This is a genomic window from Amycolatopsis bullii (assembly GCF_014654205.1).
GTDB lineage: Bacteria > Actinomycetota > Actinomycetes > Mycobacteriales > Pseudonocardiaceae > Amycolatopsis > Amycolatopsis plumensis.
The window spans coordinates 82,553-106,232 of sequence record NZ_BNAW01000027.1 but is presented as its reverse complement, the minus strand read 5'-3'; the positions used below and the strand labels follow the sequence as shown (position 1 = coordinate 106,232).

At 71.8% G+C, this 23,680-nt stretch carries 25 protein-coding genes; 17 read left to right on the top strand and 8 right to left on the bottom strand.

Annotated elements, in window-relative coordinates:
- Window positions 1-22 precede the first annotated feature (22 nt).
- Together IE317_RS27020 and IE317_RS27015 are read left to right on the top strand one after the other, a co-directional pair.
- Window positions 23-1,351: an acyltransferase family protein gene (locus IE317_RS27020; RefSeq protein ID WP_191314148.1), complete on the top strand. Its 1,329-nt coding sequence runs from the start codon at window positions 23-25 to the stop codon at window positions 1,349-1,351.
- Window positions 1,352-1,392: 41 nt separating this feature from the next.
- Entirely contained in the window at window positions 1,393-2,256 is an 864-nt protein-coding gene (locus tag IE317_RS27015; RefSeq protein ID WP_191314147.1) for a class I SAM-dependent methyltransferase, read from the top strand.
- Window positions 2,257-2,258: 2 nt separating this feature from the next.
- On the opposite strand, the gene IE317_RS27010 is transcribed toward IE317_RS27015, so the two are convergent.
- A complete protein-coding gene (locus IE317_RS27010; protein ID WP_191314146.1) occupies window positions 2,259-2,933 on the bottom strand; it encodes a lysophospholipid acyltransferase family protein in 675 nt (224 codons plus the stop codon).
- 51 nt (window positions 2,934-2,984) lie between these two features.
- Here IE317_RS27010 and IE317_RS27005 point away from each other — a divergent pair, with 51 nt between their 5' ends.
- A complete protein-coding gene (locus IE317_RS27005) occupies window positions 2,985-3,887 on the top strand; it encodes a glucosyl-3-phosphoglycerate synthase (RefSeq protein WP_191314145.1) in 903 nt (300 codons plus the stop codon).
- Here IE317_RS27005 and cydC read toward each other — a convergent pair.
- The 4 genes from cydC to IE317_RS26985 form a co-directional block, all read right to left on the bottom strand.
- Window positions 3,823-5,415, bottom strand: coding sequence for a thiol reductant ABC exporter subunit CydC (gene cydC, locus IE317_RS27000; protein ID WP_191314164.1), 1,593 nt, complete (start codon window positions 5,413-5,415; stop codon window positions 3,823-3,825). The two genes, IE317_RS27005 and cydC, sit on opposite strands and share 65 nt — an antisense overlap.
- A gap of 119 nt (window positions 5,416-5,534) precedes the next feature.
- Window positions 5,535-7,091 (bottom strand): thiol reductant ABC exporter subunit CydD, encoded by a 1,557-nt coding sequence (gene cydD, locus IE317_RS26995; protein WP_191314144.1) that lies wholly within the window; start codon window positions 7,089-7,091, stop codon window positions 5,535-5,537.
- Window positions 7,092-7,099: 8 nt separating this feature from the next.
- Window positions 7,100-8,068, bottom strand: coding sequence for a cytochrome d ubiquinol oxidase subunit II (locus IE317_RS26990; RefSeq protein ID WP_191314143.1), 969 nt, complete (start codon window positions 8,066-8,068; stop codon window positions 7,100-7,102).
- Between the two features lie 3 nt (window positions 8,069-8,071).
- Entirely contained in the window at window positions 8,072-9,232 is a 1,161-nt protein-coding gene (locus tag IE317_RS26985; RefSeq protein ID WP_191314142.1) for a cytochrome ubiquinol oxidase subunit I, read from the bottom strand.
- Between the two features lie 60 nt (window positions 9,233-9,292).
- Here IE317_RS26985 and IE317_RS26980 point away from each other — a divergent pair, with 60 nt between their 5' ends.
- From IE317_RS26980 to IE317_RS26960, 5 genes are read left to right on the top strand one after another with little or no spacing between them, the layout of a single operon-like run.
- Entirely contained in the window at window positions 9,293-9,610 is a 318-nt protein-coding gene (locus IE317_RS26980) for a helix-turn-helix transcriptional regulator (protein WP_091304396.1), read from the top strand.
- Window positions 9,607-10,275 carry a permease prefix domain 1-containing protein gene (locus IE317_RS26975; RefSeq protein WP_191314141.1) on the top strand — a complete coding sequence of 223 codons (669 nt, stop codon included), beginning with the start codon at window positions 9,607-9,609 and terminating at the stop codon, window positions 10,273-10,275. Before IE317_RS26980 ends, IE317_RS26975 begins: the two co-directional genes overlap by 4 nt.
- Complete coding sequence (locus IE317_RS26970; protein WP_191314140.1) at window positions 10,272-10,595, top strand: DivIVA domain-containing protein; 324 nt, start codon at window positions 10,272-10,274, stop codon at window positions 10,593-10,595. The genes IE317_RS26975 and IE317_RS26970 overlap by 4 nt, the downstream gene beginning before the upstream one ends.
- The gene (locus IE317_RS26965; RefSeq protein WP_191314139.1) at window positions 10,592-11,050 is read left to right on the top strand and encodes an SRPBCC family protein; all 459 of its coding nucleotides are present in this window, start codon (window positions 10,592-10,594) and stop codon (window positions 11,048-11,050) included. The genes IE317_RS26970 and IE317_RS26965 overlap by 4 nt, the downstream gene beginning before the upstream one ends.
- Window positions 11,043-11,606, top strand: a complete 564-nt coding sequence (locus IE317_RS26960) for a DNA-3-methyladenine glycosylase I (RefSeq protein ID WP_191314138.1) — start codon at window positions 11,043-11,045, stop codon at window positions 11,604-11,606. The genes IE317_RS26965 and IE317_RS26960 overlap by 8 nt, the downstream gene beginning before the upstream one ends.
- A 19-nt stretch (window positions 11,607-11,625) precedes the next feature.
- On the opposite strand, the gene IE317_RS26955 is transcribed toward IE317_RS26960, so the two are convergent.
- Window positions 11,626-12,420: an enoyl-CoA hydratase-related protein gene (locus tag IE317_RS26955; protein ID WP_191314137.1), complete on the bottom strand. Its 795-nt coding sequence runs from the start codon at window positions 12,418-12,420 to the stop codon at window positions 11,626-11,628.
- A 199-nt stretch (window positions 12,421-12,619) separates the two neighbouring features.
- On the opposite strand from IE317_RS26955, the gene IE317_RS26950 reads away from it, so the two are divergent.
- Together IE317_RS26950 and IE317_RS26945 are read left to right on the top strand one after the other, a co-directional pair.
- Entirely contained in the window at window positions 12,620-12,787 is a 168-nt protein-coding gene (locus IE317_RS26950; RefSeq protein WP_013222969.1) for a DUF3117 domain-containing protein, read from the top strand.
- Between the two features lie 90 nt (window positions 12,788-12,877).
- Window positions 12,878-14,341, top strand: a complete 1,464-nt coding sequence (locus tag IE317_RS26945; RefSeq protein WP_191314136.1) for a leucyl aminopeptidase family protein — start codon at window positions 12,878-12,880, stop codon at window positions 14,339-14,341.
- 436 nt (window positions 14,342-14,777) lie between these two features.
- Here IE317_RS26945 and IE317_RS26940 read toward each other — a convergent pair whose 3' ends face one another.
- Window positions 14,778-15,677: a LysR family transcriptional regulator gene (locus tag IE317_RS26940; protein WP_191314135.1), complete on the bottom strand. Its 900-nt coding sequence runs from the start codon at window positions 15,675-15,677 to the stop codon at window positions 14,778-14,780.
- Between the two features lie 62 nt (window positions 15,678-15,739).
- On the opposite strand from IE317_RS26940, the gene IE317_RS26935 reads away from it, so the two are divergent.
- The gene (locus IE317_RS26935) at window positions 15,740-16,918 is read left to right on the top strand and encodes an MFS transporter (protein ID WP_191314134.1); all 1,179 of its coding nucleotides are present in this window, start codon (window positions 15,740-15,742) and stop codon (window positions 16,916-16,918) included.
- A gap of 263 nt (window positions 16,919-17,181) precedes the next feature.
- Here the strand turns inward: IE317_RS26935 and IE317_RS26930 are convergent, their stop codons facing one another.
- The gene (locus tag IE317_RS26930; RefSeq protein WP_191314133.1) at window positions 17,182-17,826 is read right to left on the bottom strand and encodes an O-methyltransferase; all 645 of its coding nucleotides are present in this window, start codon (window positions 17,824-17,826) and stop codon (window positions 17,182-17,184) included.
- A 190-nt stretch (window positions 17,827-18,016) separates the two neighbouring features.
- Here IE317_RS26930 and sigE point away from each other — a divergent pair, with 190 nt between their 5' ends.
- The 6 genes from sigE to IE317_RS26900 all read left to right on the top strand — a co-directional run bounded on the left by sigE (window position 18,017) and on the right by IE317_RS26900 (window position 23,674).
- Complete coding sequence (gene sigE / locus IE317_RS26925; RefSeq protein ID WP_191314132.1) at window positions 18,017-18,628, top strand: RNA polymerase sigma factor SigE; 612 nt, start codon at window positions 18,017-18,019, stop codon at window positions 18,626-18,628.
- On the top strand, window positions 18,625-19,278 hold the full coding sequence (locus IE317_RS26920; protein ID WP_191314131.1) for an anti-sigma factor family protein: 654 nt from the start codon (window positions 18,625-18,627) through the stop codon (window positions 19,276-19,278). The genes sigE and IE317_RS26920 overlap by 4 nt, the downstream gene beginning before the upstream one ends.
- A gap of 640 nt (window positions 19,279-19,918) precedes the next feature.
- Window positions 19,919-21,436 carry a S1C family serine protease gene (locus IE317_RS26915; RefSeq protein WP_191314130.1) on the top strand — a complete coding sequence of 506 codons (1,518 nt, stop codon included), beginning with the start codon at window positions 19,919-19,921 and terminating at the stop codon, window positions 21,434-21,436.
- A 77-nt stretch (window positions 21,437-21,513) separates the two neighbouring features.
- Entirely contained in the window at window positions 21,514-21,927 is a 414-nt protein-coding gene (gene tatB / locus IE317_RS26910) for a Sec-independent protein translocase protein TatB (RefSeq protein ID WP_191314129.1), read from the top strand.
- Entirely contained in the window at window positions 21,924-22,373 is a 450-nt protein-coding gene (locus IE317_RS26905) for a GNAT family N-acetyltransferase (protein ID WP_191314163.1), read from the top strand. Before tatB ends, IE317_RS26905 begins: the two co-directional genes overlap by 4 nt.
- A gap of 248 nt (window positions 22,374-22,621) precedes the next feature.
- Window positions 22,622-23,674 carry a hypothetical protein gene (locus IE317_RS26900; protein ID WP_191314128.1) on the top strand — a complete coding sequence of 351 codons (1,053 nt, stop codon included), beginning with the start codon at window positions 22,622-22,624 and terminating at the stop codon, window positions 23,672-23,674.
- Window positions 23,675-23,680 lie beyond the last annotated feature (6 nt).

Below are 23,680 nucleotides of genomic sequence, written 5' to 3'. Positions count from 1 at the left end.
GGAACGCGGAGGAAGCCCGACGATGGACGCAGAGAACGGCCGTGTGCTGACGGCGCCCCCGGCCGGGGCGCCGGCGGTGGCCGTCGCCGCCGACGGGGCCGCCACGCCGAAGACCGAGGCGAAACCGGCCAAGTCCGCCAAGCCGGGTGCGCACATCGGCCAGCTCACCGGCATCCGCGCGGTGGCCGCGCTGTGGGTGCTCGCCTTCCACTTCCGGCCGGAACTGCTGAAGTCGTTCGGCTTCCTGTACCCGCTGGTCCCGCTGTTCAACGTGGGTTACCTCGGGGTGGACCTGTTCTTCGTGCTCAGCGGGTTCATCCTGACCTTCACCCACCTCGACCGGATGGCCGAGGGCTGGGGACCGAAGAAGATGGCCGGGTTCCTCTGGCTGCGGCTGTCCCGGATCTGGCCGGTGCTGTTCTTCATGCTGCTCGTGTGGGGGGCCTACCACGCCTTCTCGCTGGAGGCGAACAACGACGGGCGGCTGCAGGCGGCGCTCGACCCGTCCCGCTTCCTCTCGCACGTCTTCCTGGTGCACGCCTGGAGCACCGCGCACCACGACTGGAACCCGGTCGACTGGTCGCTGAGCGCCGAATGGCTGGCCTACCTGGCCTTCACCGTGCTCGTGGTGGTGCTGGCCCGGATGCTCGTCCACGTCAGCAGCCGCGCGCTGCTGGTGACCGCGGGGATCCTCGTGATGCCGATGGTGGTGATCGGCATGGGCTTCCAGGACGGCAGCGACCTGCTGTGGAACGGCGACACGATCGTCGCGGGGATCGTCCCGTTGCGGGTGCTCACCGAGTTCTTCGCGGGCGCGGTGGTCGCCCTGCTGGTGATGCGGCACGGCGCGACCGTGAAGCTGCCGTGGTTCCTGAAGCCGTCCGCGATCCTGGTGGCGATCGTCGTGGTCGTCTACGCCGTGCAGCGGTGGGACCCGGCGCCGCGGTTCCGCTTCGACCAGGACTGGCGGATCAACGGCCACCTCATGTGGGGTTCGACCGAGACCGTGGTCGTGGTGCCGCTGTTCCTGCTGCTGATCGGCTCGCTGGCGGTGAGCCGCCGCGACCCGGCGACGAAGGTGCTGGCCAGCCGGGTGCTGGTGTGGGGCGGGAAGATCTCCTTCGCCCTGTATATGGTGCACTGGTTGTTCCTCGACCTGGCGCGCAAGGTGATTTCGACGAAGTTCGTCATCCCCGACGAGCTCTCCGGCTGGCAGAGCTGGCCGTACCGGCTTACCGTGCTCGTGGCGATCGGGCTGGCGGTGCTGAGTGCCCACCTGGTGTACCGGTTCGTCGAAGAGCCCTGCCGCCGGATCATGCGGACCCTGCTGCCCTCCTCGATGAGGGTGTGAGCGCAGGCCGCGGCCTGGACGTGAATCGGAAGGACATTGCCATGCGCGACCTCATCCGCCGGAGCCTGCGGGCCGACCGGCTTCGGCGTTCCCTGCGCGACAAGGTCGCGCGGGCGGTCGAAGAAGCGGTCGGCCGGCACTTCGCGGAGCAGTCCGCCAAGCTGGACGACCTGAGCCGGGAGGTCGCCGAGCTGCGGCGGCAGGTGCCCGCGGAAGCCGGCGTCCAGACCGAGCGGGTGGTCGAGCGGGTGATCGAGCACATCAGCCACGTCGAGCACCGCGTCCGCCGGGACCTGGAGTTCGCGGGGGAGGCCGAAGCCGCGTCCCGCAGTGCCGCGTTCGTCCGGGACCACATGAAGGCCGCCCGTCCGTTCCCCTCGCCGCACAGCACGCTGGAACACGGCCTGTCGCTCGCCCCCGCCGGCGGCCTGGCGCTCGAGTTCGGCGTGTACTCGGGGACCACGCTCAAGATCATCGCCAACGCCCGCGGCGGCGAGTCGGTGTACGGCTTCGACTCCTTCGAGGGACTGCCGGAGACCTGGCGCTCGGGTTACCCCGCCGGGACGTTCGACATGGACAGCCTGCCCGACGTGCCGGGCGCCGAACTGGTCGTCGGCTGGTTCGACGACGTCCTCCCCGGCTTCCTCGAGGAGCACCCCGGGCCGGTGGACCTGCTGCACGTGGACTGCGACCTGTATTCCTCGACGAAGACCGTCCTCGAACTCGTCGGCCCCCGCCTGCGGCCGGGGTCGATCGTGGTGTTCGACGAGTACTTCAACTACTCCGGCTGGCAGGAGCACGAGCACCGGGCGTGGCTGGAGTACGTCGAGCAGGCCGGGATCAAGTTCGAGTACCTGGCCTACACGGTCGACCACGAGCAGGTCGTCGTGAAGGTGCTCGGCTGACTTCAGGCCGCGCCTTCGCTCGGCCGCTTGTGGTAGGTGTCGACGTACTCCTGGCCCGAGATGTCCAGGATCGCGTACATCACCTCGTCGGTGACCGACCGGCGGATCGCCGGCGCGTAGTCCTGGCCTTCGTAGCGTGAAAAGTCCAGTGGCTTGCCGAACGTGATGGCGATCTTCGCCAGGCGCGGGATGCGGGCGCCCTTGGGCTGGAGGTTCTCGGTGCCGGTCAACGCGACCGGCACCACCTTCGCGCCGGTCGCCAGGGCCAGCGCCGCGACGCCGGTGTGGCCGCGGTGCAGGCGGCCGTCCAGGGAGCGGGTGCCCTCGGGGTAGATCGCGAAGACGCCGCCCGCGTCGAGCACCTTGCGGGCCGCCTCCAGGGCGGCGAGCCCGGCCTGGGCGTTGCCGCGCTCGACCGGGACGTACCCGAGGCCGCCGAGGAACGCGGCCAGCGCCTTGCCCTTGAGGCCCTTGCCGGCGAAGTACTCGGCCTTGCCGAGGAACTTGACCTGCCGCGGGGTCGCGAAGGTGATCACGCCGGTGTCGAGGGCGGCGCGGTGGTTGGCCGCCAGGAGCACCGGGCCGCTGAGCGGCACGTTCTCCACGCCGTGCACTTCGGGCCGGTACACCGCCCGGACGAGCGGGCCCAGCACGAACCGGACAAGCAGCGCGATCAAGTGATCCTCCTCCTCGGTGGCGATGCCCCCAGCATGGCACGATCGCTACTCGTGAGTTGGTTCGAGCGGCGTACGTGGCAGGAGCCCGGTTGGACGCCCGAAGACATCCTGGCCGCGAAGGGTGACCGGACGGTTTCGGTCGTGCTACCGGCCCTGGACGAAGAGCGGACCGTGGGTGACGTCGTGGCCTCGGTCCGCCCGCTGGTCGGCTCGGTCGTCGACGAGCTGGTCGTCATGGACTCGGGTTCCACGGACGCGACCGCCGAAACCGCCGCGGCCGCGGGAGCGCGGGTCGTGCGGCGCGAGGACGTCCTCCCGGACCTGCCGCCGGTGCCCGGCAAGGGTGAGGTGCTCTGGCGGTCGCTGGCCGCGACCAGCGGCGACTTCGTCGTCTTCCTCGACTCCGACCTGGTCGACCCGGACCCGGCGTTCGTGCCGTCGCTGCTCGGTCCGCTGGTCACCGGGAGCGGCGTCCACCTGGTCAAGGGCTTCTACCGCCGCCCCCTGCGGCTGGAGAGCACCGGCGGCGGGCGCGTCACCGAGCTGCTGGCGCGGCCGGTGCTCTCGGCGCTGCGTCCCGCGCTCGGCGGGCTGATCCAGCCTCTCGGCGGCGAGTACGCGGGCACGCGCGAGTTCCTCGAGTCGGTGCCGTTCGCCGCGGGCTACGGCGTCGAGATCGGGCTGCTGCTCGACGCCGAAGCGCGGTACGGCCTCGACGGGCTGGCCCAGGTCAACCTGGGCGTCCGCAAGCACCGGAACCGCTCGCTGCACCAGCTGGGCGCGATGTCCCGGCAGATCCTCGGCACGGCACTGGACCGCTGCGGTGTCCCGGCCGCGGACGCGCCGTTCACGCAGTTCGTGCAGGTGGACGAGGAGTGGCTGCCGGACGTCACGGACGTCCGCGTCGCCGATCGGCCGCCGATGCGGGAAGTGCTCGCCCGTCCTCGAGGGTGACGACCTCGTCGAAGCCGTCGAGGTGTTCGGGGCGGTGGGTGACGAGGACCACGCTGCCGGTCGCCTGCGCGAGGACCCGGTTCAGGACGGCGTCGCCGTGCGCCGGGTCGAGCCCTTCGACGGGTTCGTCGAGCACGAGCACGTCCGGCGCGGCCAGGACGGCCCGGGCGAGGATCAGCCGCTGCCGCTGACCGCCGGACAGCGCGTCGCCGTCCGGGCCGGTGTCGCGGTCGAGGTCCAGGTCGAACCCGGCGGTCTCGCAGGCGTGTGCGAGTTCTTCGTCGGTCGCGTCCGGCTTGGCGAGCAGGAGGTTCTCGCGGACGGTCGTGTGGAAGACGTGGGCGTCGGCCTCGGCGCCCGAGATGAGCGCCGGCAGGCCGGCGTACTCGCCGAGCGGGTGGCCGTCGAGGGTCACCCGGCCGTCGGTGGGGGCCTGGCTGCCGAGCAGGAGGCGGAGGAGGGTGGTCTTCCCGGCGCCGCTGGGGCCGAGGATCCCGACGCGCTTGCCGGGCGGCAGGTCGAGATCGACGTCCTTTAAGGCAGGTGCCCGCCCCGGATGGCGGACGCCGGCTTTCTCGAGCCGGAAATGGCCTTCCCGCGGGGTGCGGGTCCCGGCCGGGACGGCCGGTTCGCTCAGCACGGCGCGCACCCGGGAGGCGGCGGCCCGGATCTCGGGCACCCGCCGCGCGGCCCCGATCAGCGGGAGCACGACCTCGAAGGCGCTCACGGCGCCCAGGGTCAGGGCGGCGGTCCACGGCACGGAGGCGTGGCAGAGCACCCCGACGGCGACGGCGGTGACCAGCTGGACGAGCACCCCGGCGGCGGTGAGCAGGGCGGTCTTGCCGGCGGCCGCTCGTTCGTTCCCGGTGATGTCGTCGACGACCCGGGTGGCGGCACGCTGGTGTTCGTCGAGCGCCCCGGCGGCGACGAGTTCCCGCCGCCCGGTGACGAGCTCGACGGCCCGTTCGGCGAGTTCGGCCCGCTTCGGGGCACTTTCCCGCGCGGCGGCCGCGGTGAGCCGGACGACGAGCCACGGAAGAAGAACCCCGGCCACGACCAGCCCGCCGCCGAGCACCCCGGCGGCGGGCGCCGACGCGGTGGCCGTCACGACGACGGCGAACGAGCCCACGATCCCGGCCACCCCCGCGGGCAGCAGCCACCGCAGGACGGCGTCCTGCAGGGCGTCCACATCGGACACCAGCCGGGTGACGAGATCACCGCCGGAGTACCGGGTGCCGGGGACGAGGGCCTGGTAGACGCGCGTCCGCAGCTCGCCGAGCCACCGGAGGACGACGTCGTGCCCGGCAAGCCGTTCGGCGTACCGGAGACCACCGCGCAGCAGGGCGAGGGTCCGGACGGCAACAATGGCGAGGGTGAGCGCGGCGAGCGGCGGTCGTTCGGCGGCGCGGAGCAGCAACCAGGCGGCGGTGGCCATGAGAGCCAGGGCGGCGAGTTCGGCCGCGGCTCCTAGGAGAGCGGCGCGGAGGAGGCGGAAGAGGTCCTTTGTGGACACGGCCCAAATCCCCAGAGCAGCCCCCACCCGTCCCGGGGGGCGTCCCCGGTTCCATCCTACCGGCCCCACCCCGGAAACAAGGGCCGCTCGGCGATCTGTGGACAACTGCCGCCCTGTGGATGGCGAACTTGACATCACGCTGCCACCTCCGTATGCACCCGGCCGCCGCGGAGCTCGATCACCCGGTCGGCCAGCGAGACCATCGCCGGGCGGTGGGCCACCAGCACCGCCGTCCGTCCCGGCAGCAACCGCCGGGTGGCCGACAGCACCGCCTCCTCCGTCCGGGAATCCAGCCGCGCCGTCGGCTCGTCCAGCAGCACCAGCCCCGCCGAAGTCCGCGCCAGCGCCCGCGCCAACCCCACCCGCTGCCGCTGCCCGGCCGACAACACCTCGCCCAGCTCACCCACCGGCGTCTCGTACCCCGCCGGTAGTCCCGCGGCCACCGAATCGAGTGCCGCCGCCCGGGCCGCCGAACGAACGTCGGCCGCCGGAAGGCCGAGGCGGATGTTCGAGGCCAGTGACCCCCGGAACAACGTCGGCCGCTGCGGGACCCACGCCACCTCGGCCAGCCAGTCCGGCGAAGCCAGCGAGCGCAGGTCCACGCCGTCCACCAGCACCCGCCCCGACGAAGGCGTCACGAACCCCAGCAGCACCGCCAGTACCGTGCTCTTCCCCGATCCGCTGGGCCCGATCAGCGCCACCCGCGCGCCGGACGGCACCGAAAAGTCCACATCGGACAACGCCGGAATCCCGTCGTAAGCCACCGACACCCGCTCGAAGACCACCGAAGGCGCACCCCGTCGCCGGGTGAGAACCGCCGGCCGCGAACGAACGACCGGCACGGAGAGGGCCTCCCGCAACGCCGCCAGTCCCTCCGCCGCCGCGTGGAACTTCGCGCCCGCCGCCCGCAGCGGCAGGTACGCCTCGGGTGTCAGCAGCAGGATCAGCAGCGCCGTCCGCGCGTCCAGCCCGCCCGACAGCAACCGGAAGCCGATCGGCACCGCGACCAGCGCGACCGAAAGCGTCGCCACCAGTTCCAGCACCAGCGCCGAAAGGAACGCCACCCGCAGCGTCTTCATCGTCGCGTCGGCGTGGGCAGCGGCCATCGAACGCACCGTCGCCGCCTGGGCCGCCGCCCGGCCGAACACCTTCAACGTCCCGAGGCCGCGGACGACGTCGAGGAAGTGCCCGCCCAGCTTCGTCAGCAGCTCCCACTGGACCGCCGCCTTCGCCTGCTTCCCGACCAGGATCGCGAACACCGGGATCAGCGGCAGCGTGAGCACCACGACGAGCGCGGACGCCAAGTCCGCCGCGAACAGCCGCACGAGCACCGCAGCCGGCACCACCACCGACACGACCAGCGACGGCAGGTAGCCGGTCAGGTAGCTGTCCGTGGCGTCGACACCGCGCGTGACCTGCGTCGCGACCACCCCGGCACGGTCCGAAGTGGACCCGAGCAGGCGAAGTCGCAGCGCATCCCGCACCGAGGCCGCAAACCGTCCACTGAGGACGCCGTGGCTCCAGGTGAGCAGCACCCGCGCGGCGATGGCCACGACCAGGAGCAGTGAAACCCCGCCACCGGTGAGCAGCGTGGCGAGCCCCTCGGCCTGGAGGAGCACCGAAGCCGCGGTGAGCACCGCGAGCAATCCCAAAACGACCAGGTACCGCCGGAGTCCGGGCAGCGCGGGCACGTGTCCTCCTAGAAGTGCAGCAGCGAGCGCTGGTCGACGGGACGGCGGTGCGCCCGCCAGGTCAGCCACTGCACGACCAGCAGCACCACCAGGGCCGGGGGCGCGAACCAGGCCAGCACCGCGAAGGTCTCCGGCGCCGTCGCCGCCTCCGTCACGTCGAGCGGGCCGGCCGGAGTCACCACGACGGTGGGGAACCGCAGGAGGCCGACGAGCAGCGCCGGACACGCCGAAAGCACCATCGACCCGACGAGCGCCACCCGGTGGCGGCCGGTCCGGAGCCCCAGCCACGTGCCGCCCCAAGCCAGGAAGGCCAGCGCCGCGACTCCGGCACCGAAGGCCGTGACGCCGCGCAGGGCGAAGAACCCCCAGCCCGCGGCGACCACCAGGAAAGCCAACGCGGGCGCGGTGAACGCCCGGGCCAGGCGCACCGCCCGGCCGGTCAGCTCGGCCGGCGCGCGCACCGCGAGGAAAGCCGCACCCTGCAGGCAGAACAACGCGACGAACCCGAGTCCCCACAGCGCGGCATACGGGTTGAAGAGCGCGAGCACGTCGGCGACCGGCGGCAGCCCGATGACGAGGTTGCCGAGGAACAGGCCCCACGACAACGCCGTCACCAGCGCGCCGCCGACGATGCCCGCCGTCCAGGCGCCGCGGCGCGCGTCCGGGCGGCGGCTGCGCAGCTGCATCGACGCCGTGAACGTCACGAGGCCGAGCAGCAGCGTCACGACCAGGACGTACGCCCCGGCGAACACCTTGCCCTCCAGGTGCGGGAACGCGCCGAACAGCAGCCCGACGGCCGCCACCAGCCACACCTCGTTCGCCAGGAAGAACGGCCCCAGCGCGCCGAGCGTCTGACGTCGTCGCCGCTCGTCGGCCTCGAACGCGGGCAGCAGCATGCCGACGCCGTAGTCGTACCCCGCGAGCGCGAAGTACCCGCAGGTCAGCAGGCCCAGGACGCACCACCAGAAGATCGTCATCGGTCAGACTCCGCTCAGGACGGGCAGTTCGGCGGACGCTTCGACCGGCTCCGGGCCGCGCTTGGCGACGCGCGCCATGAGCACCCAGTCGGCCACCGCGAGCGCGGCGAACAGCAGCGTGAAAGCGATGAAGGAGAACAGGATCTGGCCGGCCGGGACGTCCGCGATCGCGTCGGCGGTCTTCAGCTTCCCCCAGACCAGCCACGGCTGACGGCCGAGCTCGCGCACCAGCCAGCCCATGATCGCCGCGAGGAACGGCAGCGGGATCGCCGCGACCATCAGGTAGTGCAGGAACCGCGCCTTGGTGAGCCAGTTCCGGATCAGCAGCAGCGCACCCAGCAACGCGCACAGGAACATGACGAACCCGAGCATGATCATCAGGCCCAGCGGCAGCCCGACGCCGGTTTCCTTGAGCTTGTCCGGCTGGTACTTCGCCAGTTCGCCGAACTGCGCGAAGCCCTGGTTGACCACGAAGATCGAGCCGACGAGCGCCGCGACGACACCGATCCGCATCGAGCGGCGGAAGAACTCGACCTCGCCGGTGCGCTTGAGGAAGTGCCACGCGCTGACGCCGACGACGAAGAACCCGCCGGTCACCAGGGCGGCGCTGAGCACGTGCGGCAAGGACGCGGCCAGCGCCGGGTTGGCGAACAGCGCGCCGAAGTCGTCGAGGCGCAGGGTGCCGTTCTCGACGCGGCTGCCGACCGGGTTCTGCAGGAACGAGTTGGCCAGCATGATGAACAGCGCCGACGCGTACGCGGTCAGCGTGACCAGCCAGAGCAGCGTCAGGTGCAGCCACTTGTTCATCCGCCCGAAGCCGAGGATCCACAGGCCGAGGAACGTCGACTCGAGGAAGAACGCGACCAGCGTCTCGATGGCCAGCGGCGCGCCGAAGACGTCGCCGGCGAAGGCGGACAGGCCGGTCCAGGTCAGCCCGAACTGGAACTCCATCACGATGCCGGTGACGATGCCGAGCGCGTAGTTGATCACGTACAGGCGGCCCCAGAACCGCGTCATCCGCAGGAGCTCGGGCTTGCCGCCGAGCGTCCAGCGCGTCTGCATCACGGCCACCAGCGTGACCAACCCCAGCGTGAGCAGCACGAACAGGAAGTGGAACGAAGTCGTCGTCGCGAACTGGAGTCTCGCGACCGGGAGTGCGTTCATGTAGGCAGACTACACATAGCCTGGCTACATGTAGCAAGGCGACGTGTAGACTGCGTACCCATGAAGGCGGACACCCTGCGCGGGCACCTCGACGCGTTGCTGCTGGCCGTGCTCGACGGCCGGAAACTGCACGGCTACGCGATCATCGAGGCGCTCCAGCTGCGCAGCGACGGCGCGCTCGACCTGCCCACCGGCACCGTCTACCCGGCGCTGCGCCGGCTCGAGCGGGCCGGCTGGCTGGCCAGCGAATGGGACGTCGTGTCCGGCCGCAAGCGCCGCACGTACCGGCTCACGCGCTCCGGGGAGCAGGCCCTGGCGGCGGAACGCGCCGAGTGGCGGGAGTTCACCACGGTCATCGGGGGAGTGCTGGGAACGTGATCGACGCATACCTGGGGGAGCTGGACCGCAGACTGCACGGCTGCGGGCGGTTCAAGGCCGACCTGCTGGAAGAGGCCCGCGACGGGCTGCACGACGCCGCCGAGGCCTACCGCGCGGGCGGCTGGACCGACGAAGAGGCCGAACGCCGAGCCGTCGCCGACTTCGGCCCGGCGGCCGTCGTCGCCCGCGACTACCAGGCCGAGCTGGGCATGCTCAGCGGCGTCCGCACCTTGTGGAAGCTCGTCATCGGCGTCCCGGCCATGCAGATGCTCTGGGACTACGCGCGGATCCTCACCTTCGGCGAATGGACGAAGCTGTCGACGCCGACCCCCGGGTGGTACAAGGTCGTCGCGCACGTCTCCCACGGCGCGGTGTTCGTCGTGCCGGTGATCGGGGTGCTCGCGCTGCTCGGCATCCGCTGGCTGAGCCGCCGCCTCGACGGCACCGGGCTCGCCCGGTTCTGCGGGGTCCTCATCGCGCTCGCGGTCGGCGTCAACCTCGCTTCGGTCGGCCTGCTGATCGCGGCGACCGGCGTCGTCGACGTCTCGAGGCTGTTCCTCAGCGTCCCGTGCGCGCTGCTGATGCTCGCCTGGGTGGCGCTTTCCGTCCGGCTCGTCGTGCTCGCGAGACGTTCCTGGGGTGGGTATGCCACGATCGTCGCGTGACGACCGCGCTGATCTACCTCGTAGTCATGCTGCTGGTGGCCGCCGTGGTGTTCCTGCTCGCCGCGGTGGTGTTCGGCCGGGGTGAGGAGCTCGCCCCGCTGCCGCCGGGCAGCTCGCCCACGCGGCTGCCCGCCGAGGACATCACCGGCGAGGACCTGGCCGACGTCCGCTTCCAGCTGGTGTTCCGCGGCTACAAGATGTCCGAAGTGGACTGGGTGGTGCGGCGGCTCGGTGTCGAGATCGACGAGCTGCGCGCCCGCGTCGCCGAACTGGAGCAGCGCGAACGCGAGCGGGAGAGCTCGCCAGAGGCTTCCCCGTGACGGATCTGATCCTCTCGGTCGACGTCCGCGCCCCGGCGGGGACGACCTGGCTGGCGCTGACCGACTGGGCGCGCCAGGGCGAGTGGATGCTCGGCACCGAGGTTGAGGTGGTCGAGGGCAACGGCCGCAGCGTCGGTTCGCGGCTGTCGGCGTTCACCGGCGTGGCCGGCCTCGGCTTCACCGACACGATGGAGATCACCAGCTGGGAGCCGCCGGTGCGGTGCGGGGTCCGGCACCTCGGCAGCTTCGTGGCCGGGACCGGCGTGTTCCAGGTGGTGCCGAAGGGGCCGGCGCGCTCGACGTTCGTCTGGGCCGAGCACCTGCGGCTGCCGTTCGGGCCGCTGGGCCGGCTGGGCTGGCCGGTCGTGCGGCCGGCGTTCGCGCTGGGGGTGCGCCTGTCGCTGCGGCGGTTCGCGCGGTTCGCGGAGAACTATTCGGTGGGTGGGGATGAGTGAGCTGATCGGCGCCGACGGCGTCGCACGGTGCAGCTGGGGCAATTCGACCCCGGACTACGCCGCGTACCACGACGAGGAGTGGGGCACGCCGCTGCACGGGCAGGACGAGCTGTACGAACGGCTGTGCCTCGAGTCGTTCCAGTCGGGCCTGTCGTGGATCACGATCCTGCGCAAGCGCGAGGGCTTCCGGAAGGCGTTCAAGCAGTTCAAGCCGGCGAAGGTGGCGAAGTTCGGCGACGCCGACGTCGAGCGGCTGATGCAGGACGCGTCGATCGTCCGGAACCGGGCGAAGATCCTGGCCGCGATCAAGAACGCGCAGGCCATCGCGGCCTTGGACACTCCGCTGGACGAGCTGCTGTGGTCGTTCGCGCCCGCTTCGCACGTCCGTCCGCGCACCATGGCCGACGTCCCGGCGATCACGGACGAGTCCAAGGCGATGGCGAAGGAGCTGAAGAAGCGCGGCTTCGTCTTCCTCGGCCCGACGACCTGCTATGCCCTGATGCAGGCCACCGGCATGGTCGACGACCACGTCGCCGGCTGCTTCCGGGCGGTCTGAGCCCGGAAGCAGCCGGACGTCACCTGCCCTGGAAGGACGGCTTGCGCTTGCCGACGAAGGCCTCGACAGCCTCGGTGTGGTCGGCGGTCGCGCCGAGCGCCGTCTGGGCCGCGTCCTCGGCGTCGAGGGCCGCCTCGAACGTCGACTGCGCGGCGAGGTTGAGCACGCCCTTGATCTTCGCGTAGGCGACGGTCGGCCCGGCCGCCAGCTTCGCCGCGACCTTCTGGGCGCGGGCGGCGAGCTCCTCATCGGGCACGACCTCGCCGACCAGGCCGAGCCGCAGCGCCTCGGCCGCGTCGACGGTGCGGGCCAGCAGCATCAGCTCGGCGGCGCGGCCGTAGCCGACCAGCCGCTGCAGCGTCCAGGACGCGCCCGAGTCCGGGCCCAGCCCGACGTTGGCGAACGCCATCAGGAACGACGACGACTCGGCGGCGATCCGCAGGTCGCTGGCGTAGGCGAAGGCGGCCCCGGCGCCGGCGGCGGTGCCGTTGACCGCCGCGATCACCGGTTTCGGCATGGCCACGATCGTCTTGACGATCGGGTTGTAGTGCTCCTTCACGGTGTGTAGCGGGGCCGGGTCACCCGCTTGCAGCAGCCCCACGTGTTCCTTCAGGTCCTGCCCGGCGCAGAACGCCTTGCCCGAACCGGTGAGGACGACCGCGCGGACTGCTTCGTCGTCCGCCGCCTCGCGCAGCGCCGCGAGCAGTGCTTCCTTCAGCTCCACGGTCAGCGAGTTGTACGCCTGCGGCCGGTTGAGGGTGAGGGTGCGCACCCCGTCGGCATCGGCGGTCAACAGGACGTCGGATGTGGTCACGTCTTCTCCTTGCGCGGAAAACTTCGGTCGGCCGAGAGTCTTTCACCTCGCGCGGGCCGCATACCAGCACCGATACGGCGGCAAAAGATCCCCTCCGCTGATGCGCCCGGCCGCTGATGAGGGACAATGGACAGCAGACCCGGCTGGCTTTCACGCGAGCGCGACCCGGGCGCGCCGGTTGAGACGGAGGGAGCACGCTATGGCGGCCATGAAGCCCCGGACCGGAGATGGTCCCCTCGAAGTGACTAAGGAGGGGCGGGGCCTCGTGATGCGCGTACCGCTCGAGGGTGGTGGGCGACTCGTCGTCGAACTCTCCGCGGAAGAAGCGAAGGACCTCGGCGCCGCACTGGCGGAGGTCACCGGCTGAGCCTGCCTTCCCGATCCGTCCTTCCTTCGCACCCCGGTCTCCCTTCGGAGGCCGGGGTCGCGGTTCCTCTGCGCCCGAAGGTTGCTCACTGTGCGTAATCCGCTACCGCCCGTTCCGGCTACCCTGCTCGACCTCGAGGTCGCGGGACAGCTTCGCCGCGGCGTCCCGACGGCCCGGCTGGTGGCCGCGCCCGACAGTGATCCCAACAACGATGACGTGGAGCCCTTGGAGATCGAGGGCGTCCGGATCACCGGCAAGGCGGGCGACGTCCAGACGGTGCCCGGCGACGGGCCGCGCTGGGTCGCGGGCCTGGGCGGCGGCGAGCCGAAGGAGTACCGCAAGACCGGCGCGGCGCTGGTCCGCGCGGTGAACGCGGCGCTGGCCGAGGACGTCGAACACGGCGGCAAGGCGTTCCGCGCGGTGCAGCTGGAGCTGCCCGAAGAGGCCTCGGGGGAGCACGTCACCGAGCTGGCGCTGGGCCTCCTGCTGGGCGGCTACCGGTACAAGGTGACCGGCACGGACCCCTCGCCGTCCGTGCGGACGGTGCGGCTGGTGGGCGACGACCCCGCGCTGCCGTCGCTGGTCGAGCGCGCTTCGGCGCTGGCGGCGGCGACGGCGCTCACGCGTGACCTCGCGAACACGCCGTCCAACGTGAAGACACCAGCCTGGCTGGCGGACACGGCGGCGCGCGTCGCCGGCCCGCGCGTCGAGGTGACGGTGCGGGACGAGAAGTGGCTCGCGGCGGAGGGCTTCGGCGGCGTCCTGGCGGTCGGCGGCGGTTCCGCGCGCCCGCCGCGGCTGATCGAAATGGCGTACAAGCCGTCGGGGGCGTCGTCGCACCTGCTCCTGGTCGGCAAGGGCATCACGTTCGACACGGGCGGCCTGTCGATCAAGCCGGCCGACGGGATGCACCTGATGCGCACGGACATGGCGGGCGGCGCGGCGGTGATCGCGGCGATCCGCGGCATCGCGGCCCTGGGCCTGCCGGTGCGGGTGACGGCGCTGATCCCGTGCGCGGAGAACCACGTGTCGGGTTCGTCGTACCGCCCGGGCGACATCGTCCGCCACTACGGCGGCAAGACGACCGAGGTGGGCAACACGGACGCGGAGGGCCGGATGGTCCTGGCGGACGCGCTGGTCTACGGGATCAAGCGGTTCACCCCGGACTACGTGGTCGACGCGGCGACGCTGACGGGCGCGATGAAGGTCTCGCTGGGCCTGCGCACGGGAGGGTTGTTCGCCTCGGACTCGGCACTGGCGGCAGCGGTGATTTCGGCGGGCGAGCGCGTGGGCGAGGCGTGGTGGCGCATGCCGCTGGTGGAGGACTACGCGGAGAACGTCCGCGGCGAGTTCGGCGACGTCCGCCAGACCCCGGGCGGCCCGGGCGGCATCACGGCGGCGCTGTTCTTGAGGGAGTTCACGTCGGGGTTGCCGTGGGCGCACCTGGACATCGCGGGGCCGGCGCGGTCGGAGAAGAACTACGACGAAGTGGTCCCGGGGGCGACGGGCTTCGCGGCGCGGACGCTGGTGGAGCTGGCGGCTTCGCTGGCCTGAGCCGGGAGTTGCCCACAGTTCGGCTGGGCTGTGGACAAGTCGCTGGTCAGGGCGGTTTGTCGGTGGTGGCCGGTAGACTGGAACTGGGGACGCCCCCCGTGGAGGGCGGGGGAGTTTCCGGGGCTCGCTCTGCGGCCTCACGCGGCCCGACAGGCACGTCGACGCCCAAACCCGCACCCCGCCCAGACCTCCCCGCCGCCCCGATCCGAAGCCAGAACACGGCCGGCAGTGCCGGGTCAAGGCACGCTTTCCCGCCTTGACCCGGTGCTGTCGGCCGTAGTCACAATTGCGGCTTCGGGGTGGTGGGCACCAAGCTCGCCTACTGAGGCGCCCTGTCATCACCCAGGTCAGCCGCATCTTCGGACCGAGCACGACCACCAGAACTCGGGCTTCCACCATGGACCCGCAACAGCGACCGACTTTGCCGGCAGAGCGGTCAGCCCTTGGCCGTCGCCAGCACGTGGTCGCGGAACCCCGTCACCGCCGGCGTCATCGGTTCCTCCGCCCGCCACACCAGCCCGATCGTCCGGAACGGCGGCGGCGACAGCGGCACCTCCGCCACCCCGGCCGGCGTGCCCGGCCCGAACCGCGGCAGCAGCGCCACCCCCAGCCCCGCCGCCACCAAGCCGCGCACGGTGTCGGACTCCTGGCCCTCGAAGGCGATCCGCGGCGTGAAGCCCGCCGCCGCACAGAGCTCGTCCGTCAGCGTCCGGACGCCGTAGCCCTGCTCGAGCAGCACGAACTCCTCGTCCGCCAGTTCCGCCACCCGCACTTCGCGGCGCCCCGCCAGCCGGTGGCCCGCCGGGACCGACAGCAGGATCTCCTCGTCCACCAGCCCCGCGCAGGCCAGCGCCGGGACGTCGGGCAGCGGCGCCACCAGCGCCAGGTCCAGCTCACCGGCCACCAGCCGGTCGACCATGTCCTGCCGTGATCCCTGCACCAGCGTGAACCGCACGCCGGGGTAGCGCGCCCGGTACCCGCGCAGCAGCGAAGGCACCAGCGACCGCCCGAGCAGGTGCAGGAACCCCAGCACGACGTGCCCCGACTCCGGCGACACCTCCTCGCGCGCCAGCCGGACGCCCGTGTCGAGCGCCGCCAGCCCGCGTTCCGCCGCCTCGGCGAGGAGTTCCGCCACGCGCGTCAGCCGGATACCGCGGCCGTCCGGGACCGTCAGCGGCGCACCCAGCGCGTCCGCCAGCGCCGCGAGACGGCGGCTGACGGTCGGCTGCGGGACGCCCAGCAGTTCGGCCGCGCGTGTGACGTTCCTCGTCTCCCGGAGCGCGGCGAGCAACGGCAGGTGCGGCGCGACCTGCGCGGACAGCGAATCATGCGTCACCGCATCAATTCTTCCACCCAAGTGCATTAGACGTATTGATTAGGGCTGCTTACTTTCAGGACGTGACCTCCACCCGCCGAGTCAAGACGGCCGTCGCCGCGGCCGGGATCTCCTCGTTCGCGCTGCTCTACGCGCCGCAGCCGGTGCTCCCGCAGCTGGCGGCGCAGTACCACCTCGACCCCGGCGGCGCGGCGCTCGCGGTCAGCGTCGCGACCGGCGCGCTCGCCATCGCGGTCCTCCCGATCGCGGCGCTGTCCGAAGTGGTCGGCCGCCGTCCGGTGATCCTGACGTCGGTCGTCGCGTCGGTCGTGCTCGGCCTGCTCCTGCCGCTGATGCCGACGTACCCGGCACTGCTCGTCCTGCGCGCGCTGCAGGGCGTCGCGATCGCCGGGTTCCCCGGGGTGGCGGCCGCCTACCTGGCCGAACGCCTCGGCCGGGCGGGCGTCGCGGCGGCGGTCGGCGCGATGATCGCGGGCAACACGGTCGGCGGCATGCTCGGCAGGCTGGCCAGCGGCTTCACGGCGGGCCCCCTCGGCTGGCGCGGCGCGCTGCTGGTCGTCGCGGGCGTGGGGGCGGTGTGCTCGGCGATCACGGTCGTGACGCTGCCGCCGGGCGTGCGCCCTGGCCGCGTCGGGGGCGTCGGGCGCGGGCTGCTCACGGCGCTGAGCAAGCCGGTGCTGCTGGCGCAGTACGCGGTGGCGCTGCTGGCGATGGGCTCGTTCGTCGCCCTCTACAACGCGGCCGGCTTCCGGTTGACCGGTTCACCGTTGGACCTGTCGCCGGCGGTGGCATCCCTGGTCTTCCTGGCTTACGCGACGGGCTCAGTGTCGTCCGCGGCGGCGGGGCGGCTCGTGGCGCGGGTGGGCCGCCGCCGGGCGTTGATCGGGGCGCTGCTGCTGACGGCGACGGGCGCGGCGCTGACGCTGCCGGACTCGTTGCCGCTGGTGATCGCCGGATTTTTGGTGCTGACCTGCGCGTTCTTCGCGGCGCACGCGGTGGCGAACGGCTGGGCGGCGGCCGACGCACCGGAGACCGCCCGCGGCCAGGTGGGCGGGATGTACACGGCGACGTACTACCTGGGCAGCAGTGTGGGCGGGGCTGCTGGGGCTTGGGTGTACGGGCACGCGGGCTGGTCGTGGCTGATCGCGGTGGTGTCGGTCTGGCTGCTGCTGGCGGTGGTGGCGGTGAGGGTGGGGACTCGGGTTCGGGGTGAGCGGCTGGAGCTGGTGAATGCCGGGTGAGCCGCCCGGCCACCTGCTGCCGGGGGTTCTTCCTCTCGGCGGCTGGTGGCTCGAGGCTGTCCCCCCCCCACCCCGAAGCCCGATTGTGCCGCCGGCCGTGTTGTGGCTTCGGATCGGGGTTGCGGGGAGTGTGGGCCCCGTAGTGGTCCAGTCGGCCCCCACCCTCTCCGGGGGGCGTCCCCAGGTCCAGTCTACTGGCCCCCACCGACGAAACTGCCCGCGAACAGCGAGTTGTCCACAGCGTGGCGAGCTTGTGGACAGCGTCAGGTAGCGGCCCCGACCAGCAGTCCGCCACCCACCGGCAGCAGCGCCGGGACCAGGCGTTCGTCCTCCCGGAAGGCCCGCGCCACCTCGCGCAGGGCCATCGTCTCCGGATCCCGGTGGGCCGGGTCGATCACCCGGCCGCCGGCCAGCACGTTGTGGAACGCGATGATCCCGCCGCGCCGCAGCAGCGACACGCCCAGCTCGTAGCATCCCGGGTACTCGATGTGCGCGGAATCGACGAACACCAGGTCGTAGCCACCCGGCGTGAGGCGCTGCAGCACGTCCAGCGCGCGGCCGATGATCAGCCGCGTGCGGCCCGGCGCGAAGCCGGCTTCGCGGAACGTGGCCCGCGCCGCCCGCTGGTACTCCGGCTCCACGTCGATCGACGTCAGCACGCCGTCGGGGGCCATGCCGCGCAGCAGGCTGAGCCCGCTCACCCCCGCGCCGGTGCCGACCTCGACGACGGCCTTCGCGCACAGCGTCGCGGCCAGGAAACGCAGCGTCGCGCCCGCACCCGCGCTGAGCGGGGTGCAGCCCAGGTCTTCGGCCCGTGCCCGCGCCGAAGACAGCACCTCGTCGTCGGGCAGGTACCCGTCGACGAACCCGGAATCGGCCGGTGCGGCCGCAGGGGTGGGCGTGTTCACGCACGGAGGTTAGCGTTGGTTGTCGATAAATCCGCGCAGGCTCCCTGGTAAGCACCCCGGAAGAAGTTCTCAGCCTGCTCTCAGTCCAGTCTCACTAGAACCATAAGGAGTCCGGAGAGACTGAAATCCGAACACACGGGAACACCGTGACGAGGGCCCGCGTTGGGTGGAGCAGACAGGAGAAACGCTGATGGAGGTGCCTGCTCCCGCGATGCAGAACGCCGTTGCCGACGCCGGGGCCCAGCCCGTGACCCTGGACGAAGCGGCCTGGACGCCGCCGTCCTGGGACGAGGTCGTCCGCGAACACGGCGACCGGGTCTACCGGCTCGCCTACCGCCTGACCGGCAACACCCACGACGCCGAGGACCTCACGCAGGAGACCTTCATCCGGGTGTTCCGCTCGCTGGCGTCCTACAAGCCCGGTACGTTCGAGGGCTGGCTGCACCGGATCACCACCAACCTGTTCCTGGACATGGCCCGCCGCCGCTCGCGCGTGCGGATGGAAGGCCTCCCCGAGGACACCGACCGCATCGTGGGCGACGACCCGAGCCCCGAGCAGGTCTACTCGGACACCCACCTGGACCCGGACCTGCAGGCGGCGCTCGACGAGCTGCCCCCGGAGTTCCGCGCCGCCGTGGTGCTGTGCGACGTCGAAGGGCTGTCGTACGAGGAGATCGGCGCCACGTTGGGTGTCAAGCTGGGCACCGTCCGCAGCCGCATCCACCGTGGGCGTCAAGCGCTGCGCGCGTCGCTGGAGCGTCGTCGCGCTCACGCACCGCAGTCTGCGAAGGTGACGGTATGACCGCACCGCGAGGCTGGGCACTTCCCGAGTCGCACCTGCTGCCGGACGTCGTGGTGGCGTTCGTCGACGGCGAGCTGTCTCACGGCGCCCGCGACCGAGCGGCGTCGCACATCACCCGCTGCACCGCGTGCGCGGCGGAGGTGCGCGCGCAGCGTCAGACGGTCGAGGCGATCCGCCGCGCGGGGGCGCCGTCGATGTCGGCCGGGTTCCTGGCGAGCCTGCAGTCGATCCCGCAGCACACGGAGCTGCCGAGCACGCCGGACAACCTGGCGATCACGGCGGACGGCCAGTTGGTCGCGGTCCAGCGCCCCGACCGGGTCGCGGGCCTGCGTGATTCGGGCGTCCTGGGTGGTGTGGCGCCGTTGGGATCATCGGCCCCGCTGGGCCAGTCCCCGAACGTCCTCGGCGGCGGCCGGTTCAAGCGCCGCGCCGCGCAGGGAGCGGGCGTGGTGGTGTCGGGCCTGGTGCTGAGCGCACTGGCCCTGGTGGGCACGTCGGCGGATGGAGACGGCGCACCTGAGACGGGCGGCGGCGCGCCGCAGCCGGCGAACCTCCTGCCGGCCCAGATGGCGGTGCCCCAGCAACCGGCGGCCCCGGCCTCGACACCGGCGAGCACGACACCGGTGGCGGTTCCGGCGGGCATCCGCTGAGTGGACTTTGAAGGCCGCTGCGAATCTGTTCGCGGCGGCCTTCGGTGTGTGCTGGGTCGGGTGAGCCGGGACCACCTTGGCTCTCGCGCCCGCGGGCTGCTCTCGAACGGCTGACGCCGCCGGAAACTCTCCGGCAGGGGTCCGGCGAGGTCGGTCGCTGTTGCGGTGTTCCATGACGGAAGCCGGAGGCTGGCGAGCGGGCGCCTTCCCGAATGGACGGCCGACCTGGGTGGTGTCAGGTCGCCTCGGCCGACTGGCAGCTCGGGTGCCCACCACCCCGAAGCCGCAATTGTGACTACGGTCGGCAGTGTTGTGGCTTCGGATCGGGGTGGTGGGGAGGTCTGGGTGGGGTGCGGGTTTGGGCGTCAGCGTCCCGTCCACGCCGGGTGGGGCACCTGAGGGGGGACACAGCCCGCCCGGAAACTCCCCCACCCTCTCCGGGGGGCGTCCCCAAGTCCAGTCTATCGGCGGTGGGCGACAAAACCGCCGTTCAAGGCGCCGCAGGGCCGTTTTGTCCACACCCGCCCCAGCTTGTGGACAAGCGGCTCAAGAAACAGCCACTTCACCCGTGGACCGGCAGACTCGGAGCACCGGGCTTGGGTATCGTCACGCCCAGCCACCTGATCTTCTGCACCGGGGAATGATGACCGAGCCGAACGTGAATCCCGAGCAGCCCGACGCGCGCGAAGCCGACCGGCTGGGCCCGCGGCCGCTCGCGCGGCCGGCCGTCGATCCGGCGCAGGCCGCCGTGTTCGGCAGGCCGCAGGGGGTCGATGGTGCGTTCGACAAGCTCTACTCCCCGCAGAAGACCAACGGCGTCAGCCTCGCCCCGCCCGCGCCCGAGTCGCTCGCCGAGGCGTTCCGGCGGCCGCCCGGGGCTGAAGGGGTGCTGCTCGAACGGCCTCGGGAAGCCACCGGTGACGCGCCGGAGGTCGAACCGCCCCTGTGGACCGGCACCCGTGACCCGTGGCGTGATCCCGGGGCCGCCGCGGTGCTCGCCGGGCCCGCCGTGCCCGCCGAAGACGAAGAAAAGCCCGCCAAACGGCCGCCCGGCGCGCTGCTCAGCCTGCCCGAGGTGCTCTTCGGACGGCGCGTGCAGCCGAAGGCGCTCGTCCTGCTCGGCGTCGTCGCGCTGCTCGTCGGCGCCGCCGGCGGCTTCGTCGGCTGGTGGGTCGGCGACACCGGTAACGAGCTCACCGGCTCCGCCACCATCGCCGAAGCCGAGGCCGGCAAGGAACGCCCCGCGGGGTCCGTCGCCGAAATCGCCAAGCGCGTCGCGCCCGCCGTCGTTTCGCTCGAGGTGTTCAAGCCCGGCGCCGAATCGGGCGAGCAGGGCTCCGGCGTCATGATCGACCCGCAGGGCTACATCCTCACCAACGAACACGTCATCGCCTCCGCCGCCGCGGACCCGGGCGTCAAGATCACCTCCGTCTTCATCGACGGCACCCGCACCGAGGCCAAGCTCGTCGGCGCCGACCAGAAGACCGACCTCGCCGTCGTGAAGGTCAACGTCACCAACCCGACCGTGCTGCAGGTCGGCAAGTCGGCGGACCTGCAGGTCGGCGACACCGTGATGGCGATCGGCTCGCCGCTGGCGCTGCAGAACTCGGTGACCGCCGGCATCGTCAGCGCGCTGAACCGGCCGATCACCGCGGGCGGCGACAACGGCGCCCCGCCGGTCACCTACGAGGCCATCCAGACCGACGCCGCGATCAACCACGGCAACTCGGGCGGCGCGCTCGTCGACTCCACCGGCGCGCTGGTCGGGATCAACTCGTCGATCCGGTCGGCGGGCGCGGACGGCGGCAGCATCGGCATCGGCTTCGCCATCCCGAGCGACTACGCGATCAAGATCGCCAAGGCGCTGATCAAGGACGGCAAGGTCCAGCACGCCGACATCGGCATCAACGCGTCGTCGACGGTCGCCGGCTCGTCGACGATGGGTGCCCAGGTGAAGAACGTCGCGCCCGGCGGCCCGGCCGCGAACGCGGGCATCAAGGAGGGCGACGTGATCACGAAGATCGGCAACCGGCTCGTCCGCGACTCGGCGGAACTGACGGTCGCGGTCCGCGCGCACGACGTCGGCGAAGTGGTCCCGGTGTCGCTGGCGCGCGACGGCGCGAGCTTCGTCGTGGACGTAACCCTGGCTTCCGACTGAGTTCCCGCTTTCGGCCTGCCGGAGCGCGGCGGGGGGCGGGTACCCTGGGCGGGTAGGTTCCGAGTGGAGGTAGACGGGTGTTCGACAGTGTCGGATGGGGGGAGATCCTCGTCCTCATCATCGCCGGTCTGTTCATCCTCGGCCCGGAACGGCTGCCCGAGGCGGCGTCCTGGCTCGCGAAGAGCGTAAAGAAGGTCCGCGACTTCGCGACCGGCGCGCGTGAACAGCTCCGCGAGGAGATGGGCCCCGAGTTCGACCAGCTGCGCAAACCGCTGGAAGACCTCCGCGGACTGCGGAACTTCGACCCGAAACGCGTGGTGACGCAGCACCTGTTCGACGGTGACGCCGACCCGCTCGGCCTGAAGGGCATCACGAACGGCAGCAGCACCCCGTCGAACGGGACCAACGGCTACCTGGCCGGCCAGACCCAGTCCGCGCCGGAGCCGCTCAAGCCGGGCGAGCGCCCGCCGATCGACCCGGACGCGACATAGTCGACATCGGGTTTCTCACCGAGTCCGACCGCACCCGCTGGGAGGAACTGGCCCGCGGCAAGGACGCGTACTTCGCGGTCGAGCGCCCCGACGACGCGTACGAGCGGACGTGGCGGCGCCTCCTCGACGACGACCGGATCCGCGGAATCGCCGCCCGGCTGGACGGCCGCATGATCGGCACGGCGCACTACCTGCTCCACGCGAGCATCTGGTACGCGGGAAAGTGCTACCTCGCGGACCTGTTCGTGGACGGCGAAGTCCGGCGGCAGGGCGTGGCGACGGCGATGATCGAGTGGGTCGCGCGCGACGCGGAGGAGCAGGGATTTCCCAGCCTGTACTGGAACACGCTGGAGGACGCCCCGGCCCGCGCGCTGTACGACAAGGTGGGCAAGGTCCACGAGGGCTTCCTCCACTACAGCTACCGGCGATCCACAACGCGGCGGTGATGTGGACAGCTGCCCGGGGGAGCGGCTTTCCGGCGGGTTTTGTCGGCCGGTGCCGATAGACGGAACATGGGCACGGCCCCCAGGGAGACGGGGGCTGCTTTCGGGACGGGCGCTGCTCGCGGTGCTCGGATGTCCGTTTCCGGAGGTTTCCCTAGTCCCCGCTCACCAACCCCGCCCAGCTGATCGCTTCCTCCCTACGGTCGACCCGGGGGCGGCTGTCCGCCGTCCGCAGTCGAAGGGGGAGAACCGTGAAACTCAGATCGCTGGGCTGCGCCCTGCTCACCCTGGCCCTGCTGGCACCGAGCCAAACCGCCGAAGCCGCCACAACCGCCGCCTGTAGCTGGACCTCCACTGCGCTGGGTGCTGGTGGCAACGTCAGTGCCAAGGTGACCGCCACCGATGGGCGGGGCAACTTCGCCGGCTGGGCCCTTCCCACCGACCGGCTCGGCGATACCGTCCGGGCCGCCGGCTGGCGGAACGGGACCTACACCGACCTCGGGACCGCCGGGACCAACGGGGCCGGGGTCACCGCCGAGAACCGTTCCGGCGCCGTCGCCGGGACCGCCTTCCGCTCCATCGCCGGGGTCGTCATCGAGAAGGCCTTCAAGAGCTCCGGCGGGACACTCGTGCAGCTGCCCTTCCCGACGTCGAGCCAGCTGCCCGCCGGCTACACGCGCTCCGCCGCCGTCGGGATCACCGACTCCGGGGACGTCATCGGCGTCGTGCGGAAGCAGGACGGGTCCGGGGTGATCGCCGTCCGGTGGGCCGCCGACCGGCCGGACGCCGTGACGCTGCTGACCGGGGCACCCTCTTCCGGCATCGGCCCGGTCGCCGTCGACAGCGATGGCTCGATCCTGCTGACCAGTTCCGAAATCTGGCGCAACGGCACGCTGACCCGGCTCGGCACCCTGCCCGGCCTGAAGTACGCCTGGCCCGACGCCATCAAGAACGGCCACGTCGTTGGCTACGGCGTCTACAACGGCAAGAGCGTCGGCGTCTACTGGGACCAGCAGCACGCCGCCCACATCCTGCCGAACTCCAGCTACAACCTGTCCAACGGCAACCCGCAGTTCTCGGTCAACGCGAGCGGCCTGATCACCGGCCGGCTCGACGAGGCGAACGGCGGCAACGACCTGGCGGGCACCGGCTACGGCCTCTGGGACCGGGGCACCTTCGTCGCGAAGTTCGGCGACCTCAAGGCCGACCTGCCGGTCGTCGTCGGCGACGACGGCTCCGCGGGCGGCTACCGCTACGACTCCGCCACGCGGCACTCGACCGCCTACGTCTGGCGCTGCTCCTAGGACCGC

What these genes read in the sequence shown, in the direction of transcription:
- IE317_RS27020 (WP_191314148.1), top strand. Translation starts at nt 23, where the DNA reads ATGGACGCAGAGAACGGCCGTGTGCTGACGGCGCCCCCGGCCGGGGCG.
- IE317_RS27015 (WP_191314147.1), top strand. Translation starts at nt 1,393, where the DNA reads ATGCGCGACCTCATCCGCCGGAGCCTGCGGGCCGACCGGCTTCGGCGT.
- IE317_RS26990 (WP_191314143.1), bottom strand. Translation starts at nt 8,068, where the DNA reads ATGACGATCTTCTGGTGGTGCGTCCTGGGCCTGCTGACCTGCGGGTAC.
- IE317_RS26985 (WP_191314142.1), bottom strand. Translation starts at nt 9,232, where the DNA reads ATGAACGCACTCCCGGTCGCGAGACTCCAGTTCGCGACGACGACTTCG.
- IE317_RS26980 (WP_091304396.1), top strand. Translation starts at nt 9,293, where the DNA reads ATGAAGGCGGACACCCTGCGCGGGCACCTCGACGCGTTGCTGCTGGCC.
- IE317_RS26960 (WP_191314138.1), top strand. Translation starts at nt 11,043, where the DNA reads ATGAGTGAGCTGATCGGCGCCGACGGCGTCGCACGGTGCAGCTGGGGC.
- IE317_RS26950 (WP_013222969.1), top strand. Translation starts at nt 12,620, where the DNA reads ATGGCGGCCATGAAGCCCCGGACCGGAGATGGTCCCCTCGAAGTGACT.
- sigE (WP_191314132.1), top strand. Translation starts at nt 18,017, where the DNA reads ATGGAGGTGCCTGCTCCCGCGATGCAGAACGCCGTTGCCGACGCCGGG.
- IE317_RS26920 (WP_191314131.1), top strand. Translation starts at nt 18,625, where the DNA reads ATGACCGCACCGCGAGGCTGGGCACTTCCCGAGTCGCACCTGCTGCCG.
- IE317_RS26915 (WP_191314130.1), top strand. Translation starts at nt 19,919, where the DNA reads ATGATGACCGAGCCGAACGTGAATCCCGAGCAGCCCGACGCGCGCGAA.